The organism is Mesorhizobium sp. B2-3-2 (assembly GCF_006442295.1).
In the GTDB taxonomy this organism is placed as follows: Bacteria; Pseudomonadota; Alphaproteobacteria; order Rhizobiales; family Rhizobiaceae; genus Mesorhizobium.
The window spans coordinates 451,670-469,494 of record NZ_VFWA01000004.1 but is presented as its reverse complement, the minus strand read 5'-3'; the positions used below and the strand labels follow the sequence as shown (position 1 = coordinate 469,494).

Annotated in this window: 14 protein-coding genes; 7 read left to right on the top strand and 7 right to left on the bottom strand. The window is 64.5% G+C overall.

Going from position 1 to position 17,825, the window contains the following annotated elements; all coding sequences use genetic code 11:
- Positions 1 to 26: 26 nt before the first annotated feature.
- The 5 genes from FJ964_RS13870 to FJ964_RS13850 form a co-directional block, all read right to left on the bottom strand.
- Positions 27 to 3,203, bottom strand: a complete 3,177-nt coding sequence (locus tag FJ964_RS13870) for an efflux RND transporter permease subunit (protein ID WP_140550886.1) — start codon at positions 3,201 to 3,203, stop codon at positions 27 to 29.
- A 75-nt stretch (positions 3,204 to 3,278) separates the two neighbouring features.
- Entirely contained in the window at positions 3,279 to 4,454 is a 1,176-nt protein-coding gene (locus tag FJ964_RS13865; RefSeq protein WP_140550885.1) for an efflux RND transporter periplasmic adaptor subunit, read from the bottom strand.
- A gap of 120 nt (positions 4,455 to 4,574) precedes the next feature.
- On the bottom strand, positions 4,575 to 4,841 hold the full coding sequence (locus tag FJ964_RS13860; RefSeq protein ID WP_140550884.1) for a hypothetical protein: 267 nt from the start codon (positions 4,839 to 4,841) through the stop codon (positions 4,575 to 4,577).
- Between the two features lie 381 nt (positions 4,842 to 5,222).
- Positions 5,223 to 6,353, bottom strand: a complete 1,131-nt coding sequence (locus FJ964_RS13855; protein ID WP_140550883.1) for a patatin-like phospholipase family protein — start codon at positions 6,351 to 6,353, stop codon at positions 5,223 to 5,225.
- 213 nt (positions 6,354 to 6,566) lie between these two features.
- Positions 6,567 to 7,655, bottom strand: a complete 1,089-nt coding sequence (locus FJ964_RS13850) for a citrate synthase/methylcitrate synthase (RefSeq protein ID WP_140550882.1) — start codon at positions 7,653 to 7,655, stop codon at positions 6,567 to 6,569.
- Positions 7,656 to 7,746: 91 nt separating this feature from the next.
- On the opposite strand from FJ964_RS13850, the gene FJ964_RS13845 reads away from it, so the two are divergent.
- Positions 7,747 to 8,889 (top strand): citrate synthase, encoded by a 1,143-nt coding sequence (locus FJ964_RS13845; protein ID WP_140550881.1) that lies wholly within the window; start codon positions 7,747 to 7,749, stop codon positions 8,887 to 8,889.
- Positions 8,890 to 8,913: 24 nt separating this feature from the next.
- Here FJ964_RS13845 and phaR read toward each other — a convergent pair whose 3' ends face one another.
- Positions 8,914 to 9,522, bottom strand: a complete 609-nt coding sequence (gene phaR, locus FJ964_RS13840; protein WP_140493348.1) for a polyhydroxyalkanoate synthesis repressor PhaR — start codon at positions 9,520 to 9,522, stop codon at positions 8,914 to 8,916.
- Between the two features lie 117 nt (positions 9,523 to 9,639).
- Positions 9,640 to 9,837, bottom strand: coding sequence for a hypothetical protein (locus tag FJ964_RS13835; RefSeq protein ID WP_140550880.1), 198 nt, complete (start codon positions 9,835 to 9,837; stop codon positions 9,640 to 9,642).
- On the opposite strand from FJ964_RS13835, the gene FJ964_RS13830 reads away from it, so the two are divergent.
- The 6 genes from FJ964_RS13830 (at position 9,818) to FJ964_RS13805 (ending at position 17,786) form a co-directional block, all read left to right on the top strand.
- Positions 9,818 to 11,002, top strand: a complete 1,185-nt coding sequence (locus FJ964_RS13830; RefSeq protein ID WP_140550879.1) for an acetyl-CoA C-acetyltransferase — start codon at positions 9,818 to 9,820, stop codon at positions 11,000 to 11,002. The two genes, FJ964_RS13835 and FJ964_RS13830, sit on opposite strands and share 20 nt — an antisense overlap.
- A gap of 118 nt (positions 11,003 to 11,120) precedes the next feature.
- On the top strand, positions 11,121 to 11,846 hold the full coding sequence (gene phbB / locus FJ964_RS13825; RefSeq protein ID WP_140550878.1) for an acetoacetyl-CoA reductase: 726 nt from the start codon (positions 11,121 to 11,123) through the stop codon (positions 11,844 to 11,846).
- A 714-nt stretch (positions 11,847 to 12,560) separates the two neighbouring features.
- On the top strand, positions 12,561 to 15,884 hold the full coding sequence (locus FJ964_RS13820; RefSeq protein WP_140550877.1) for a helicase-related protein: 3,324 nt from the start codon (positions 12,561 to 12,563) through the stop codon (positions 15,882 to 15,884).
- Between the two features lie 14 nt (positions 15,885 to 15,898).
- Positions 15,899 to 16,291, top strand: coding sequence for an RNA-binding S4 domain-containing protein (locus FJ964_RS13815; RefSeq protein WP_224625253.1), 393 nt, complete (start codon positions 15,899 to 15,901; stop codon positions 16,289 to 16,291).
- Between the two features lie 207 nt (positions 16,292 to 16,498).
- On the top strand, positions 16,499 to 16,837 hold the full coding sequence (fdxA, locus tag FJ964_RS13810; RefSeq protein ID WP_140493333.1) for a ferredoxin FdxA: 339 nt from the start codon (positions 16,499 to 16,501) through the stop codon (positions 16,835 to 16,837).
- A gap of 367 nt (positions 16,838 to 17,204) precedes the next feature.
- Entirely contained in the window at positions 17,205 to 17,786 is a 582-nt protein-coding gene (locus FJ964_RS13805) for a CarD family transcriptional regulator (RefSeq protein WP_006327799.1), read from the top strand.
- Positions 17,787 to 17,825: the final 39 nt, after the last annotated feature.

Here is a 17,825-nt window from a genome sequence, read left to right as displayed (position 1 = left end):
CTTTTGGTCGGGCTTGCGAAACCGCTCTATTCCGCGGCCTTCGGGAAGGCGATTGCCGGCTCGGCGTCGCCATCGGCCGTTGGTTCCTGCGGCGATATCTCTCCCTTGCCGCGTCGCAGCAGCCGGCTGAACCACCCTCGCCGCGCGCCGGGCTTGACCTTGGCGCGGGTGAACACCATCAGCATCGACGGCGTCACCACCAGCGTCAGCACGGTGGCGAAGGACAGGCCGAACACGATCGCCGAGGACAGCGAAATCCACCACTGCGTCGAAGGCGCATTGATCGTCGTCTCATGATGGAAGATCTCGAGGCCGAGGCCGAAGGCGATCGGCAACACGCCGAGGATAGCCGAAACCGCCGTCAGCACCACAGGGCGGGCACGCTCGCGGCAGGTCTGCAGCACCGCTTCCATCTTGTCCCAGCCCTCCTCGCGCAGCCGGTCATAGGTGTCGATCAGCACGATGTTGTTGTTGACCACCACGCCGGCCAGCGCGATGACGCCGATGCCCGACATGACGATGCCGAACGCCTCGCCTGTCAGAAGCAGGCCCAGGAACACGCCGATCGTCGCCATGACCACGCAGGACAGCACCAGCCAGACGCTGGTGAACTTGTTGAACTGCGCCAGCAGCACCAGGAAGATCAGGAAGATCGCCGCGCCGAAGGCCTTGCTGAGGAAGGCGCTCGCTTCCGCACTGTCCTCGTTGGAGCCGGCGAGCTTCCAGCGTATGCCGCTGCCGAGATCCATGTCCGAGACCGCCTTGGTCACCTGCTCCTGTACTGCGGCGACCTGCGCTCCGGCGGCGACGTTGGCCTGCACCACCACGGTGCGCGCGCCGTCGATGCGGTTGAGGATGCCGACCGTCGGCTCGGGCTTGCGCACGACGAAGTTCGAGATCGGCACCGACCCTTGCGAGGTCTGCACCCTGAGTTCGTCGAGCGTCGACAGCGTGCGCCGGTCTTCCGGAAGGCGCAGCCGGATGTCGACGGCATCGTCGGCGCCCGCCGGGCGGTATTCCGACAGCTTCAAGCCGTTGGTCACCAGTTGCACCACGGTGCCGACCGAGGTCGGGCTGATGCCGTATTGGGCGGCCTTGGCGCGGTCGACCTCGAGCGCCCAGTCGACGCCGGGCGGCGGCAGGCCGTCCGAAATGTCGATGACGTTGGGCACCTTGGCGATCCGCGCCGCCACCGCGCGCGCCTTGTCGTCGAGCCCCTTGGGATCGGCGGCCGAAAGCCTGATCTGGATCGGCTTGCCGGTCGGCGGGCCTGCCTCCGGCACGCGCACCTCGACATCGACGCCGGGAATGCCGGCCATGACGCCGCGAAGATCGCTGAGTATCTGGTTGGCGGATTTGCGCTCGCGCCAGTCGACGAATTCGTACTGGATCACGCCGACGACGTCCTCGGGAATGTCCTGGCCGCCGCCCTGGGTCTTGCCGACACGGGTATAGACCGATTTCACGCCCGGCCAGCCGAGCAGCCTGTTCTCCGCCGTCCTGGTGGCGGCATCCATCTCGGCCAGCGAAAGATTGCCGCGCGCATGCACGTAGAGCAGGCCGTAGTCCGGCTCGACGCTGGGGAAGAACTCGACGCCGGCGCCGTATTTCGAATAGGCGTAGCCGACGCCGAACAGCAGCGCCACGGTGAGCACCAGGACGGTGATCGGGAAGCGCACCGCCTGCTTGACGATGGCCATGTACCAGCCGTCGCGATTGTCGTCCTCGTGATGCTTCGGCGCCTTGGCGAAGATCGCGCCCAACGTCGGCGCGAACACCAGCGCATAGAGCATCGAGGCCGACAGCGTGACGATCAGCGTGATCGGCATGTATTTCATGAAGTCGCCGATGATGCCTGGCCAGAACAGGAGCGGCGAGAAAGCGGCGATGCGCGTCATCGTCGCCGCGATGACCGGGCCGGCCATGCGCTTGGCGGCGAGCGCGAAGGCATCCGCCTTCGGCATGCCTTCGCTCATGCGTCGCTCGGCGAACTCGGTGACGATGATGGCGTCGTCGACCAGCATGCCGACCGCCAGGATGAGGCTGAACAGCACGATCATGTTGATCGTGTAGCCCATCATGGCAAGCAGCAATATGCCGATCAGGAAGGACGATGGAATGGCCAGCCCGATGAGCAGCGAGGCGCGGCCCGACAGCGCGTAGAGTATGACGATGAACACCAGGATCACGGCGATCATGACGTGGTTCTGAAGGTCACCCAAGAGCTGGTTGACGAAGACCGACTTGTCCTGCGTGTAGGTGACATGCATGCCCTCGGGCATCGTCTTGATGAAGGTGTCCGACACCTCCCTGATATGGTTCAGCGTGTCGATCAGGTTGGCGCCGATGCGCTTCTTCACCTCGATGGCGATGGCCGGCTTGCCGTCGAGGCGAGTGACCGTCTCGGCGTCCTTGAAGGTCGAGCGTATGGTGGCGATGTCCTTGGCCTGCACCACGGCGTTGGGTGTAGCGACGACCGGCAGGTTGGCGACGTCCTCGGGCGTCTCGATCAGCGACGGTACCTTGACCGCGTATTTGCCTTCCGAGCCTTCGAGATTGCCGGCCGCGACCAGGCTGTTGGAGGCGCCGACGCCTTGCATCACCTGGTCGAGCTGCAGCCCGTAGGAGGACAGCTTCACCGGATCGATAACCACTTCGACCAGATCGTCGCGCGCGCCCTGCAGCGAGCCTTCCAGCACGCCCGGCACCTCTTCGATGCGATCGCGCAGTTCGCGCGCAGCCGCCGTCAGCACGCGCTCCGGCACGTCGCCCGACAGAGTGACGACGAGGACCGGAAACTCGGAGACGTTGACCTCGTTGACCGTCGGTTCCTCGGCCGCCTGCGGCAGGTCGGCCTTGGCGTCCTGCACCTTGCTGCGCGTGTCCTGGAGCGCCGTGGCCAGATTGGTCTGCGGCTGGAACTCGACCAGCACGTAGCCGCCGCCCTGGAAGGCGGCCGAGCGCATCTCCTTGAGGCCCTTCAGGCTCTTCAGCTTGCTTTCCATCGGCCGCAACAGAAGGCGTTCCGAATCCTCCGGCGAAATGCCCTGGTAGATCAGGCTGATATACATCATCGGGATCGGAACGTCGGGTTCCGCTTCCTTGGGCGTCGACTGATAGGCGACCCAGCCCGCCGCCAGCAGGAACAGCAGGGCGGATATTGTGAGGCGGGCGTTGTGGATTGCGAGTCTGACGATATCCATGACTTGATGCCTGCTGTTTCTTGGGAAGCGGCGAACTGGCGGGTAGCGCCTGAGGTTACGGCGCCGAGCCTTGCGCTACTGCGTACCGGCGGTGGCTTCGCCGATCAGCTTGTTGATGGTCGCCTGGTCGGCCTCGACGGGCTTGACGATGTCGCCTTCCTTCACCAGTTCCTGGCCGGCGACGATAATGCGCGCATCTTTCGGAATTCCGCCGAGCACGAGGCCGTTCGGCGTGTCGTCCACCAGGTCGATCGGGTAGAAGGCCACCTTGTCGTCGCCGCCGACGGCGCGAATGCCGAGATCGCCCTTGTCGCCCAGCGTCACCACCGAACGCGGCAGCAGAACCGCGTCGGTCGGTTCGGCGCTGAGCGTAATCTCGGCCGTCATGCCGGCGGGGATGCTGCCATCCGCATTGGGGATCGCCACTTCGACACGGAAGGTGCGGGTCTGGGAGGAGGCGTCGCGGCTGATATACCGCACGGTGCCGGTGACCTTCTGGTCGTTGACCAGGCGCACATTGGCCTCTTCGCCGATCTTAATATAGCGCAGGTCGCGTTCGCTGATTTCGCCGCGGGCGATCACCGGATCGAGCTTGAGGATGGTCGCCACCTCGCCGCCTTGCATGACCGAGCTGCCGAGTTCCACCGGCACCCTGTCAATGACGCCGTCGAACGGCGCCTTGACCTCGTTGCGGTCGAGTTCGGCCTGCGCGGTCTCCAGCATCGATTGCGCCGAGGTCAAATTCGAGCGCGCCGTATCGAGCTGCAGCTTCGGCAGATTGCCGGTCTTGGCCAGCCGTTCGGCGGCGTCGAGCTCGGCCTTGCGTTGCGCCAGCAATTGCTTGGCGTTGTCGACATTCGAGATTTTCTCTTCGGCCGCCAGCATCAGCACCAGGTCACCCGCCTTGACGTGCTGGCCTTGGCTGACCGGCAGTTTGTCGATGATGCCGGCGACGCGCGTTGCCAGCACCGCGCGCTTGTCGGCCTCGGTCAGCCCCGAAATGCGGATAGCGCGCGCATAGGTCTTGCGCGGCGGCGTCACCACCGCGACGGTGCGCGGCGCGGCCTTCGGCTCGGCTTGCGCCGTGTTCGGCTTGCCGGCCTCCGGCGTCTTGGCCTTATCGGCCTCTCCCGCTTTCTGGGCGTCGGCGGCGGCACTGCCAACGGACGAAAATTCTCCCGTCACCATCCAGGCGGCGAAACCGATGAGCACAACAATGGCAGCAAGCTTGTGAAACCTGATTTTCGGCATCGTCGTTTTTCCACTGCGGGGTTTGGCCGGGACTGCGTCCTCCTCGAGGAGCGCGTCGCCGATATGGGTGCGCGCCAGGCCGTGTTCAAATTGCCGTGATCGGCGAAGCGCGCTTCTACATCAAGTTTGCAACGCAATATAGTCGGAAAGTTGCAGCAGCATTGCGAAGCCGGGCAGAGTGTGACCGTCGCGAAACGTTTTTTGCACAGATGCGGAGCGGCTTTGGCGCGGCTCGCCAGCGGCCCATGATCGGCTGTTGGGATCCGGCGCCGCAGGGCCGCTTGTGCTCTCGCAAACACGACGCCGGCGCCGAGCGATCGCCACCCCGGCGCGGATGTCGACCATGCTGATGGCCTCGGCCTGACGGATGATTCCGGCGCGCGGCATTTCAGGTAATGCATTGGAATTGCTTAAAGAACGGATCGCCCAACTCAGGTCCGGATTGCCCTTCCTTGACCAAGACAGATGTTCCGAAAGCGGGGCGGATCGCCTCGATGCGTCTGCTCCATGGCGTTCCGCCGTCTGGCCTTGAGACGTGACATAGCCTCGAACAAACCGCCTGCTGGTGCTGTTCGTGACAGTATTCCTCGCCCGCCAGTCACCGTTCCGGATGCGGCCGAGGGATGGCAGCGAACACCGGCGCCCGCACGACACTGGCAGCAGGCGTCAGCATGATGATGCGCGCTTCACACGCGATGGTTGTTGCTGGCGCCGGAAGGAACTTGCCGGCGCCGCGAGGCGGGTCACGCCCGTGTGACGGATGCGGGCTCAGGCCCGGCGGCGCTCCGCTTCGGGGTTCTTGCGCGCCGCCAGAAATTCCTTCACCCGTCGGCCAGGCGCCGGACCCCGCACCGGCTTGAAGCCGTCGTCGAGTTCGCCGGAGAGGTCGAGCGTCGGCCGCTTGCCCACGGCATCATAGTTCTCCTCCAGCCAGTCGCTGGCGGCGGTACGGCCAAGATCGCGCAGATAGGCCAGGAATGCCCATTCGGCATTGACCTTGGAAGATGCCGACAGGTCCTTGAAAGCCTCGTCGGCGTCGATGCGGTGCATGCGGATGTCCCGGTACTCGCCCCGCGGCAGGCGGCCGGCGGCGATCAGTTCCTTGACAAAGGCGATCGAGCGGAATTCGCGCAGCAGCCCGGCATTGAAGGTGATCTCGTCAATGCGGTTCTGGATCTCGTTGGCGCTTTTGGGCGTTCCCTCGCGCACGACCGGATTGATCTGCACCAAAAGCACATCCTCGGTGGCAGCCGTCTTGAAGAACGGATAGAGCGCCGGATTGCCGCCATAACCACCGTCCCAATAGGGCTCGCCCTTGATCTCGACGGCACGGAACAGTTGCGGCAGGCAGGCCGAGGCCATCACTGTGTCGAGGTCGATCTCGCCATCGGAAAACACCCGCAACTGCCCTGTCTCGACATTGGTGGCGGAGATGAACAGTTCCATCGACTTGCAGGCGCGTACATTGTCGAAATCGATCTCCTGCGCGACCACGTCGCGCAAGGGATTGAGGCCGAGCGGGTTGGCGACATAGGGAGAGAACACGCGCGACATGGTGTCGAAGAAGACATAACCCGGCGTGTTCTCGATCGACCAATTGCCCCAGGCGACGTCCCACGGCATGCGCTGCACCGGGCTGAACCGGCCCTTCGCCGCCACCGCACGCCAGAAGTCGTCGAGCTTCTTGCGGGCGCCTTCGACGCCACCGCGAACGAAGCCGTCGGCCAGCGCCACCGCGTTCATCGCGCCCGCGCTTGTGCCGGACACCGCTGCGATCTCCAGCCGGCCATCCTCCAGAAGCCGGTCGAGCACGCCCCAGGAAAAAGCCCCGTGCGAACCGCCGCCCTGAAGCGCGATGTTGATCTTCTTCACTTCCTCCGCCTTGCCGTTCTTTGTCATGGCGTTCCTGCCCATCCCAGTGCCTGACTTATTGCGCGCCCGGAAATCGGGACGTCAGCGTCACGGCAGACCTATGTTGCAGTGCAGCATATAAGGACACACCAAGGCAAGGACACGAGCACGGTCGCGTGATCGCATGAAATTTCGATCATGCGGAAACGCCCTCCGCCTTGTGGCGGAGGGCGCCGTGTATCTTCCAAACAGATTTGATGCTCAGGCGACGAGGTGCGGCATCGGTCCGACATAGCGCGACTGCGGCCGGATCAGCCGCCCCGTCGTCTGCTGCTCGCGGGCATGCGCAACCCAGCCGGCGACGCGCCCGGCGGCAAAGACATTGCTGAAGGCCTCCGGCGGAAACCCCGCCGCTTCGAGCACGAGCGCGGTGTAGAACTCGACATTGGTCTGCAGCGAGCGCTGCGGCTTGGCGATGCGAAGCGCCTCGAGCGCAGCCTGCTCGACTTTCTCCGCGAAGGCCAGCCGGCGGCCGGTTTCGCCCTCGCCTCCGAGCTGGCGCACAACCGTCTTCAGCACATCGGCGCGCGGATCGCGCACGCGGTAGATGCGGTGGCCGAAGCCCATGATGCGTTCGCCACGCGCGATCTCGCCGCGTAGCCAGCCGGCGGCGTCGCCATGCGCCTGGATGGCGTCGAGCATCTCGATGACAGGGCCCGGCGCGCCGCCATGCAGCGGCCCCTTGAGCGCGCCGAGGCCAGCCAGCACCGACGATGTCAGCCCGGCCTGCGTCGAGGCGACGACGCGCGTGGCGAAGGTCGAAGCATTGAGACCGTGGTCGCAGACGGTCACCAGATAGGTGTCGAGCGCTTTTGCCAGGGCCGGCGTCGGCACGAAACCGTCGAGCATTCTCAGCATATCGGCAGCATGATCGGCCTTCCCATCCGGCGCGACCGGCTGCTCGCCGCGCTGCGGCCGCAAGAGGGCCGGCGTCAGCACGGCGGGCGCCGCGATCAGCCGAAGCGCGTCCGCCAGCGTCTCGCCGTCCGGCAGCAACGCCATGCCGGCGCGCATGGCACTGTAGACATCGAGCGGTGCCAGCAAAGGCAGCGAAGGCAGGAGGCGGTCGAACACCTCGACCCGCGCCTGGCCCAGTCTCGCGGCCAGTTCCGCGTCTCCGGGAAGGTCGTCGAAGAACCCGTCCAGCAGCAGGCGGGTGACCTGCGGATAGGTCCATCGTCCGGCCAGTTCCGGCAGGGAGTGACCGCGGATCGTCAGGCGGCCGCCCAGGCCATCCACGTCCGAAAGAACGGTTTCGGCCGCCACCACATCGTCAAGCCCATTCGCCATGGCTGTCTCCTTGAAGCTTTTGCGGATGGGAGATAAGGGTGGGGAAGACAAGCATCAATCTTGATCAATAGAATCAATATCAGAGATCACGATGTCCGAATGGCTGTCACGGGAAGAGGCGCTGGAAAGACTTCGGGTGCGGCCGCAGACGCTCTACGCCTATGTCAGTCGCGGACGCATCGGCATGCGCCCGGACAGCGCCGATCCACGCCGCAGCCAGTATCGCGCCGACGATATCGCGGCCCTGGCGACGCGAAGAGCGCGCGGACGCAGCCCGTCGGCCATCGCCGAAAGCGCCATCGCCTGGGGCGAACCGTCGATCGTCACCTCGATCTCGACCGTTTCGCACGGCCACCTCGTCTATCGGGGCCGCGACGCCGTCGCGCTGTCCGAACATGCCACGCTCGAAGAGACCGCCGCCTTGCTGTGGGCCCTGCCTGAGCCGGTGAGTTTCGAGGCCCCGGCCTCGGATACATCCCAACAACTCGGCCGAGCCCCAGCCTTCATGCAACTTGCCATGCTCGCCGGCCAGGGGCGGCCTTCACTTGGACGCGGCGCCGCCTCGCTGTGCGCCGACGCCGCGCGCGCGATCGGCGTGCTGGCAGGCGCTCTTGGCGCCTCCGCGGGATCCGATCCGGTGCACATGCGACTGGCGCGAGGCTGGTCGGTGGATGAAGGCGGTGCGCAGGCGATCCGGCGCGCCCTTGTGCTGCTCGCCGATCACGAACTCAACGCATCGACCTTCGCCGCGCGCGTCGCGGCCTCGACCGGAGCCTCGCCCGCCGCCAGCCTGCTGGCGGGCCTGGCAACCCTGTCCGGCCCGCGGCACGGTGGCGCCAGCGAAGCGGTGATGCAGCTGGCGGAGGATGCGGGGCGGCACAACGCCGATGCCGCGATCCGGCGCTGGCTCGGCCATGATCGACCACTGCCGGGGTTCGGCCATCCGCTCTATCCCGAAGGCGATCCCCGCGCCACGGCGCTTTTGGCGGCCATCGACAACGCCGACGAAACATTGCGATCGCTGGAAATCGCCGCCATCGCCGCGACCGGCGCCCGCCCGAACGTCGACTTTGCCCTGGCCGTTCTGACGCGCAGCCTCGGCCTGCCGCGCGATGCGCCGTTCCAGTTGTTCGCGCTTGGACGCAGCGTCGGCTGGGCTGCCCACATGGTCGAACAGGCAATGAGCGGCGGCAGCATCAGGCCGCGCGGTCGCTATGAGGGATTATTGCCGTAGGATCGGAAGAAAAGCGCTAGGCGCTCACGACATGGTGTCGAGCTTGCGCTGCATGGCCGCGATCTGGTCCTTCAGCTGCTGCAGATCGTCGGGTTTTTCCGGCGTTTCCTTCCTGGCCGGTTCGGCGGGGGCCGCTGCGGGTGCCGAGCCTGCCGGCGGGAAAGGCGTGAACAGCCGCATGGCATTCTGGAACATTTCCATGTTGCGGCGCGTCTGCTCCTCCAGCGCCTTGATCGGCGTGGCCATCTTCATCATGTCGAGTGGTGACTTGCCGATGGCCCCCTTCATCTGCTCGCGGAAGCGTTCCTGTTCCTTGGAGAAGGCGATCATCGACTGTTCAAGGAAGCTCGGCACGATCATCTGCATCTGGTCGCCGTAGAAGGCGATCAACTGGCGCAAGAACGGGATCGGCAGCATGTTCTGCCCGTCCTTATTCTCCAATTCGAAGATGATCTGGGTCAGAACCGGATGCGTGATGTCGTCGCCGGTCTTGGCGTCCTGCACCGTGAACTCTTCGCCCTTCTTGACCATTTCGGCCAGGTCCTCAAGCGTCACATAGGTGCTGGTGCCGGTGTTGTAGAGCCGGCGATTGGCATATTTCTTGATGACGATCGGATCGTCTTTCGCGGCCATCTGCATCCTCCCCGGACACCGGCGCGCTTGGGTAAGCCGCCGGTAACGATTGCGCCCGAGCAAAGGATATGCGCAAAAGCCTCACAATTCCAAGCAGTTTGTGCAGTGCGGGATTAATTATCGCTGCACGGCCGGTGAAACATGCTGCGCAGCAGCGGACAGCTTGATGCCGCGGCAACGCGCGGCTTGCTTGCGACGCATGGGTGCCCTGCCGATTTCCGGTTTGACTCGCGATTTGGAAAGGGCAAGAAAAGTCTTCAACGACAGAACATCAGCTTGAAGTTTGGAGAACAGAATGCCCGCTTCCAATGCCATCGTCGTCGCCAGCGCCGCGCGCACACCGGTCGGTTCCTTCAACGGCGCTTTCGCCGCCACCCCGGCTCACGAGCTTGGCGCCGTCGTCGTAAGGGAATTGTTGTCGCGCTCCGGCGTCGAGGCGGCCGAGGTCGACGAGGTCATTCTTGGCCAGGTTTTGACCGCGGCCCAAGGGCAGAACCCTGCCCGCCAGGCTTCGATCCTCGCCGGGCTGCCCAGGGAGACCACCGCCTGGGGCCTCAACCAGGTGTGCGGCTCGGGCCTGCGCGCCATCGCGCTCGGCATGCAGCAGATCGCCACCGGCGACGCCAAGGTGATCGTCGCTGGCGGCCAGGAATCGATGTCGCTGTCGCCGCATGCGCAGCACCTGCGCGCTGGCGTCAAGATGGGCGACTACAAGATGATCGACACCATGATCAAGGATGGCTTGTGGGATGCCTTCAATGGCTATCACATGGGCAACACGGCCGAGAACGTCGCCCGCCAGTTCCAGATCACCCGCGAAGACCAGGACCAGTTCGCGCTGGCATCGCAGAACAAGGCCGAGGCCGCGCAGAAGGCCGGCCGGTTCAAGGACGAGATCGTCGCGTTCACCATCAAGGGCAAGAAGGGCGATACAATTGTCGACCAGGACGAATACATCCGCCATGGCGCGACGCTGGATGCCATGACCAAGCTGAAGCCGGCCTTCGACAAGGAGGGCACTGTGACCGCCGCCAATGCCTCCGGCATCAACGACGGCGCCGCCGGCGCGCTTTTGATGAGCGAAGCGGAAGCTGCCAGGCGGGGCATCACCCCGCTGGCGCGCATCGTCTCCTGGGCGACCGCAGGCGTCGACCCGGCGATCATGGGCACCGGCCCGATTCCCGCCTCGCGAAAGGCGCTGGAAAAGGCCGGCTGGTCAGTCGGTGATCTCGACCTGATCGAGGCCAACGAGGCCTTCGCCGCGCAGGCCTGTGCGGTGAACAAGGACATGGGCTGGGATCCCTCGATCGTCAACGTCAATGGCGGCGCCATCGCCATCGGCCACCCGATCGGCGCCTCTGGCGCGCGCATTTTCAACACGCTGGTCCACGAGATGCGCCGAAGAGGTGCCAAGAAGGGTCTCGCCACGCTGTGCATCGGCGGCGGCATGGGCGTCGCCATGTGCGTCGAAGCGCTCTAAAAGAGAAGAGCATGGGGAGTAGCGAATAGGGAAGAACGGCGTCAGCGCAACGGGCTATCTGATCCCTGCCGCTATTCGCTGCTCCCCATTCACTCTCCCGACCAAAGGGAGGGAACGCATGACCAAGGTTGCAATCGTCACGGGCGGATCGCGCGGCATCGGCGCGGCAATATCGATGGCGCTGAAGGAAGCCGGCTATTCGGTTGCCGCCAATTACGCCGGCAATGACGAGGCGGCGAGCAAGTTCACGGCCTCGACCGGCATCAAGACCTATAAATGGTCGGTCGCCGACTACGACGCCTGCGCCACCGGCATCAAGCAGGTCGAGGCCGATCTCGGCCCGGTCGCGGTGCTGGTCAACAATGCCGGCATCACGCGCGACGCCATGTTCCACAAGCTGACGCGTGAGCAGTGGAAGGAGGTCATCGACACCAATCTCTCAGGCGTTTTCAACATGACGCATCCCCTGTGGAGCGGCATGCGCGACCGCAAGTTCGGCCGCGTCATCACCATCTCCTCCATCAACGGCCAGAAGGGCCAGGCCGGCCAGGTCAACTATTCCGCGGCCAAGGCCGGCGACATCGGTTTCTCGAAGGCCCTGGCCCAGGAAGGGGCCCGCGCGGGCATCACCGTCAACATCATCTGCCCAGGCTATATCGCCACAGAAATGGTCCGGGCGATCGACGAGAAGGTGCTCAACGAACGCATCATCCCGCAAATCCCGGTCGGGCGCCTCGGCGAGCCGGAGGAGATCGCGCGTTGCGTCGTCTTCCTCGCCTCCGAGGACGCCGGCTTCATCACGGGATCGACCATCACCGCCAATGGCGGCCAGTACTTCGCCTGAGACCGGACTGCCGGCTTTCCGGTGCCGATTTGAAGGAGGGCTCGTTCGCCGTCCGCTTCGCATGTCCGTGACGCCGTTCGATGATGGCTGTCGGTCTGCTGTTCCAATCCGGCACGCAAAGGTTAATGGCGCCAGCGGGGAGTGTGCAAAACTGCATGGACAAGCTGTGCATTGTCGGTGGAAAACCTGTGCGCAACACTACATCTTGTCGTGAACAAACAGGGAAAATGCCGACATCGCCGATTCGTAACCCTTTCGTTCCATGTTTGGCCGCAATGTTAACGAGAGCAGCCGGGATCGCCCGTCAAACCGTTAATTCCTCTTAAGAAAAGTCAATAATTTCATAAGCTTGGATGAAGCAGGCGGGGCTGCGTAACGGCTTTGCCGGCAAAAGTTAACGGCGACTCTCCCTTAGCATGAAACGGGCCAATTCCGTGATTCAGCATGTGGTAAGAGTCATCAGCCAAAACTCCACATCTAGCCGTGAACAAAACCTGAATCCGGGCGAGTCAGCGATTCGTCGCCGATTCGTTCCAGACTCGTTCCAACCCTTAATCAGCAGCCGAACCGAAGTTTGACGGAGGCGGCTTCGAACCGACGGCGGAACATTCCGCTTTCGCTTCGCGTCTGAAATCCCTATGTGTCGCCTGTCATACGCGCCACCCGAGGCGTGCTCCCGACAATGAGAGGCCAGAAAGCCTTATTTCCGAGCCGATGAACATCAGTCCGAAACCCACCGAGCCGCTGATCCTGTCGGGTCGCGACGTGACTGCCGTGCTTGGGCCGACCAACACAGGCAAGACCCACCTCGCCATCGAGCGCATGGTGGCGCATGAAAGCGGCATCATCGGCCTGCCGCTCAGGCTGCTGGCGCGAGAGGTCTATACCCGCGTCTGCGAAAAGGTCGGTGCCCACAAGGTGGCGCTCATCACAGGCGAGGAGAAGATCCAGCCGCCAGGCGCCAAATATTCGGTCTGCACCGTCGAAGCCATGCCGCGCGAGACCGACGCCGCCTTCGTTGCCATCGATGAGGTGCAGCTTGCCGGAGACCTCGAGCGCGGCCACATCTTCACCGACCGCATCCTGCACCTGCGCGGCCGCCAGGAGACGCTGCTGCTCGGCGCCGCCACCATGCACGGCATCTTGCAGCGCCTGTTGAAGGGCGTCTCGGTGGTGACGCGGCCGCGGCTGTCGCATCTGGCCTATGCCGGTTCGAAGAAGCTGACCCGCTTGCCCCGGCGCACAGCGATCGTCGCCTTCTCCGCCGACGAGGTTTATGCCATCGCCGAACTGATCCGCCGCCAGCAGGGCGGTGCGGCCGTCGTGCTTGGTGCGCTCTCGCCCCGCACCCGCAACGCCCAGGTGGCGCTGTTTCAGTCAGGCGACGTCGACTATCTCGTCGCCACCGATGCCATCGGCATGGGCCTTAACCTCGATCTCGACCATGTCGCCTTCGCCCAGAACCGCAAGTTCGACGGCTACCAGTATCGCAACCTGACGGCGGCCGAACTTGGCCAGATCGCCGGGCGCGCCGGCCGGCACCTGCGCGACGGCACCTTTGGCGTCACCGGCCAGGTCGACCCGCTGGACGAGGAGCTGGTCAAAAAGATCGAAAGCCACGACTTCGATCCGGTGAAGGTGCTGCAATGGCGCACAGCGCGTTTCAACTTCGCCAGCCTCGACGCGCTGAAGCGCTCGATCGAGACCAACGCCCCGGTGGAGGGCCTGACCCGTGCGCTGCCGGCAGTCGATGCGCAGGCGCTCGAGCATCTCTCTCGTGACGAAGACATCCGCGCGTTGGCTACCGATGCCAGGCGCGTCGCGCTGCTTTGGGAGGCCTGCGCGCTCCCCGACTACCGCAAGATAGCGCCGGCCCAGCACGCCGACCTCATTGCGTCGATCTACATGGACCTCGCCAGGCATGGCCATGTCGACGAGAATTACATGGCCGAGCAGGTGCGCCGCGCCGATACCACCGAGGGCGATATCGATACGCTGTCGCATCGCATCGCCCAGATCCGCACCTGGACATTCGTGTCGAACCGGCCCGGCTGGCTGGCCGATCAGGCACACTGGCAGGAAAAGACGCGCGAAATCGAAGACAGATTGTCGGATGCACTGCATGAGCGGTTGACGAAACGCTTCGTAGACCGCAGGACTTCCGTCCTCATGCGGCGCCTTAGAGAAAATACCATGCCTGAAGCCGAAATAAGCCCAACCGGGACCGTCCTCGTCGAAGGCCACCATGTCGGCGAGTTGCAGGGATTCCGTTTCACCGCCGATCAGAGCGCTGGCGGCGAAGACGCCAAGGCCGTGCGCGCGGCCGCCCAGAAGGCGCTGGCGGCGGAGTTCGAGGCACGCGCCGAACGCTTCGGCGCCTGCGCCAATGGCGACATCGCGCTCGGTTCCGACGGCACGCTGCGCTGGATCGGCGCGCCGATCGGCACGCTGGTTGCCGGCGAAGACGCGCTGAAGCCGCGCCTGGTTCTTTTGGCCGATGAACAACTGACCGGCCCCGCGCGTGACAAGGTCGCCGCGCGCGCCGAGCGCTTCGTCAATTTCCAGATCGAATCCCTGCTGAAGCCGCTGGTCGATTTGAAGAATGCCGAGCAGCTATCAGGCATCGGCCGCGGCATTGCCTTCCAGTTGGTCGAGAATTTCGGCCTTATCAACCGCCGCGACATCGCCGAGGAGATGAAGTCGCTCGACCAGGAAGGCCGCGCGGCACTGCGCCGGCTGGGCGTGCGCTTCGGCGCCTATCATGTCTTCGTGCCGGCGCTGATCAAGCCAGCGCCCGCCGGACTAGTGACGTTGCTGTGGGCGCTGAAAAACGACGGCAAGGATAAGCCCGGCTTCGGCGACGTCGTCCATGCGCTGGCATCGGGCCGCACCTCGGTAGTCATCGATCCGGCTTTCGACAAGGCCTTTTACAAGCTTGCCGGCTACCGCAATCTCGGCCGCCGCGCCGTGCGCATCGACATTCTGGAACGGCTGGCCGACCTGATCCGCCCGGCGACCAACTGGAAGCCCGGCCTCGGCCAGCGTCCGGATGGCGCCTATGACGGCCAGTCTTTCATGGTGACGCCGCCGATGATGTCGATCCTCGGCGCCACCGCCGATGACATGGAAGAAATCCTGAAAGGTCTTGGCTACCGTGCCGAGCCGAAGCCGGCTGTCGAAGTCAAGGCACGGCTGGAAGCGCAGGACAATGCCGCCCGGGAAGCCGTGGCGGCCAAGCTGGCAGCGGAAGAGGCCGCGCGCGCCGAGCAGGCCAAGGCGGCGGAGGCGACTGCGACGGATATGGCCGCGGAGACATCCGCGGAAGATCCGGAAACTGCGACTGCCCAGACCGCCGTCGAAATTCCTGAACCCATTGCGGAAGCGGCCGAGTCTGTTGCGGAAGAACAACCCGAAGCTCCAGCCGAAGCTACGGAAGAGGTTGCGCCTGTAGCAGAAGCCGTCCTTGAGACTCCTGCCGCCGAAAGCGCCGACGCTCTCACTTCCCCCTCGACGGGGGAGGTCGCGGAGCGAAGCGGCGGTGGTGGGGGTGACAGCGCCGACGCTCTCCAACAGGGACAGGATGAAGCCGGCGTGCCCGCCGCGGAAGCCGAAGAGCCTAAGCCGATCCTGTTGTGGCGGCAGGGCCGCTTTGACCAGCGGCCCCGTCACCGTCATCACGAGAACCGCGCCCGTCCGCGCAACGGCCAGGCGGCGCGCTCCGATGCCCCGGCGGATGCCGCTGGCGGCCAGCCCGGCACCCGGCCCGTCCATGAAGGCCGCCGCGATGGGGCCGGCAAGCCGCGTTTCGATCGCTCGAAGTTCAAGCCCAGGCCGCAAGGCGAAGGCGGGGAACGGCGGGAGGGCAAGCCGCAGGGCGAGCGTTCCGACCGCCGTGAAGGCCGGCCGGGTGGCAAGGGCGGCCCGCAGGGCGGCAAGCCCTCGTTTCAGGCAAAACCGCGCGATGAGCGCCCGGCTCGCTTCGATCCCGACTCTCCTTTCGCCAAGCTCGCCGCTTTGCGCGACCAGCTGAAGAAATAGCCGCACAGGATCCGATGGTCGCCCCGATGGCCACCGACCGCCAGCGTATCGACAAATGGCTGTTCTTCTCGCGCGCGGTGAAATCGCGCTCGCTGGCCGCCAAACTGGTCGTGGCCGGCCGGGTGCGCATCAATCGCGACAAAGCAGCGCAGGCCTCCGACCTGGTCAAGCCTGGCGACGTCCTGACCATCACGCTGGAGCGGCGCATCTTCATCTGGAAGGTGCTCGATGCGGGAAGCCGGCGCGGCCCCGCCGTGGAGGCACGCACGCTCTACGAAGACATGTCGCCTGCCGCGCCGACGGGCGAGGCGCCTCCCGACGCGATCCCAGGGCTGCGCGAGGCCGGAAGCGGCCGCCCGACGAAGAAGGAGCGCCGCGAGACGGACCGCCTGCTTGGCGACGACTGACCGCCGGTGCACGGAGGGAGCATGTATGTTCTTCCACGCCGCCGAACAACGGTCCGGGCACATGACCGATGCCCGCCATTGCCGACCCCGTTGGAATTCCATTCCGGCAAGGCCGGCATGGCCGGAATGGCCGCCCTTGCAAGCGAGCGCCAAAGGCGTTACCTCACAAAAAAAGCCAACAAAAACGGGACGTCCCGGAGCAGATCGATGACCTATGTCGTGACCGACAACTGCATCAAATGCAAATATATGGACTGCATCGAGGTCTGTCCGGTCGACTGTTTCTACGAGGGCGAGAACATGCTCGTCATTCATCCCGACGAGTGCATCGACTGCGGTGTCTGCGAACCGGAATGCCCCGCCGACGCGATCAAGCCCGATACGGAGTCGGGCCTCGACAAATGGCTGCAGATAAACACCGAATACGCCGAGAAATGGCCTAATATCACCGCCAAGAAGGAGCCGCCGGCCGACGCCAAGGCCTTCGATGGCGAGGCCGGCAAGTTCGAGAAATATTTCTCGGCTGAACCTGGAGAAGGCGACTGACAACGCTGCCGTTTCAACCGGCATGACGCGGCGTAAGAGGTACGGCCTATTAACCGCCTTGACAGGCGGCGTGGACCTGTGGCCTTCGCTTATGCAGCAAAACCTTGATTCTTCCGACTTTTTGTGTTACATGAGCGAAACATGCCGGTGACACAACGTCGATTTATGGCGCTAACGCCCCAAATCACTGAAAGGTGAAAATCCCATATCGGACCAGAGCGATCTGGGCCAGGCGATCGCAATCGTGCGGTTTGCCGGTCCCGGCTTTTCCGGTGGGTTCATCTGTTGTGCGGCTAATGATCGGTAACCCGATCGCGCGAGTTCAGCCGGCACCGCCGCCGGCCCACAACAAGGAGTTCAGGGCGTAATGGCAACGATCACCCCGCAGAAGAAGTCCACCGCTGCACGTCACGGTTTCAAGACCGGCGAGTACATCGTCTATCCGGCGCATGGTGTCGGCCAGATCGTCTCGATCGACGAGCAGGAAGTGGCCGGGCACAAGCTGGAACTGTTCGTCATCGATTTCCAGAAGGACAAGATGCGCCTCAAGGTGCCGGTCGCCAAGGCAACCTCGATCGGCATGCGCAAGCTGTCGGAAGAGGATTACGTCGAGCGCGCACTGAAGGTCGTGCAAGGCCGCGCCCGCGTCAAGCGCACCATGTGGTCGCGTCGCGCGCAGGAATATGACGCCAAGATCAATTCCGGCGACCTGATCTCGATCTCGGAAGTTGTTCGCGACCTTTACCGCGCCGACAACCAGCCGGAGCAGTCCTATTCCGAACGCCAGCTCTACGAGGCCGCGCTCGACCGCATGGCCCGCGAGATCGCTGCCGTCAACCGCATGTCGGAGACCGAAGCCGTGCGCCTGATCGAGGTCAACCTCAACAAGGGCCCTAAGCGCGGCGCCAAGGCCGACAATGAGGAAGCCGAGCAGGAAGAAGCTGCCTGAGGCCTCGCGCCTTATGAGTTTCTGAAAAACCCGGCCTCG

Excerpts from the sequence above, each read along its gene's own strand:
- FJ964_RS13805 (WP_006327799.1), top strand. The coding sequence starts at position 17,205 with ATGGCAACGATCACCCCGCAGAAGAAGTCCACCGCTGCACGTCACGGT.
- FJ964_RS13830 (WP_140550879.1), top strand. The coding sequence starts at position 9,818 with ATGCCCGCTTCCAATGCCATCGTCGTCGCCAGCGCCGCGCGCACACCG.
- FJ964_RS13845 (WP_140550881.1), top strand. The coding sequence starts at position 7,747 with ATGTCCGAATGGCTGTCACGGGAAGAGGCGCTGGAAAGACTTCGGGTG.
- fdxA (WP_140493333.1), top strand. The coding sequence starts at position 16,499 with ATGACCTATGTCGTGACCGACAACTGCATCAAATGCAAATATATGGAC.
- FJ964_RS13865 (WP_140550885.1), bottom strand. The coding sequence starts at position 4,454 with ATGCCGAAAATCAGGTTTCACAAGCTTGCTGCCATTGTTGTGCTCATC.
- FJ964_RS13855 (WP_140550883.1), bottom strand. The coding sequence starts at position 6,353 with ATGACAAAGAACGGCAAGGCGGAGGAAGTGAAGAAGATCAACATCGCG.
- FJ964_RS13820 (WP_140550877.1), top strand. The coding sequence starts at position 12,561 with ATGAACATCAGTCCGAAACCCACCGAGCCGCTGATCCTGTCGGGTCGC.
- FJ964_RS13835 (WP_140550880.1), bottom strand. The coding sequence starts at position 9,837 with ATGGCATTGGAAGCGGGCATTCTGTTCTCCAAACTTCAAGCTGATGTT.
- FJ964_RS13870 (WP_140550886.1), bottom strand. The coding sequence starts at position 3,203 with ATGGATATCGTCAGACTCGCAATCCACAACGCCCGCCTCACAATATCC.
- FJ964_RS13815 (WP_224625253.1), top strand. The coding sequence starts at position 15,899 with ATGGTCGCCCCGATGGCCACCGACCGCCAGCGTATCGACAAATGGCTG.
- phbB (WP_140550878.1), top strand. The coding sequence starts at position 11,121 with ATGACCAAGGTTGCAATCGTCACGGGCGGATCGCGCGGCATCGGCGCG.
- FJ964_RS13850 (WP_140550882.1), bottom strand. The coding sequence starts at position 7,655 with ATGGCGAATGGGCTTGACGATGTGGTGGCGGCCGAAACCGTTCTTTCG.
- phaR (WP_140493348.1), bottom strand. The coding sequence starts at position 9,522 with ATGGCCGCGAAAGACGATCCGATCGTCATCAAGAAATATGCCAATCGC.
- FJ964_RS13860 (WP_140550884.1), bottom strand. The coding sequence starts at position 4,841 with ATGCCGCGCGCCGGAATCATCCGTCAGGCCGAGGCCATCAGCATGGTC.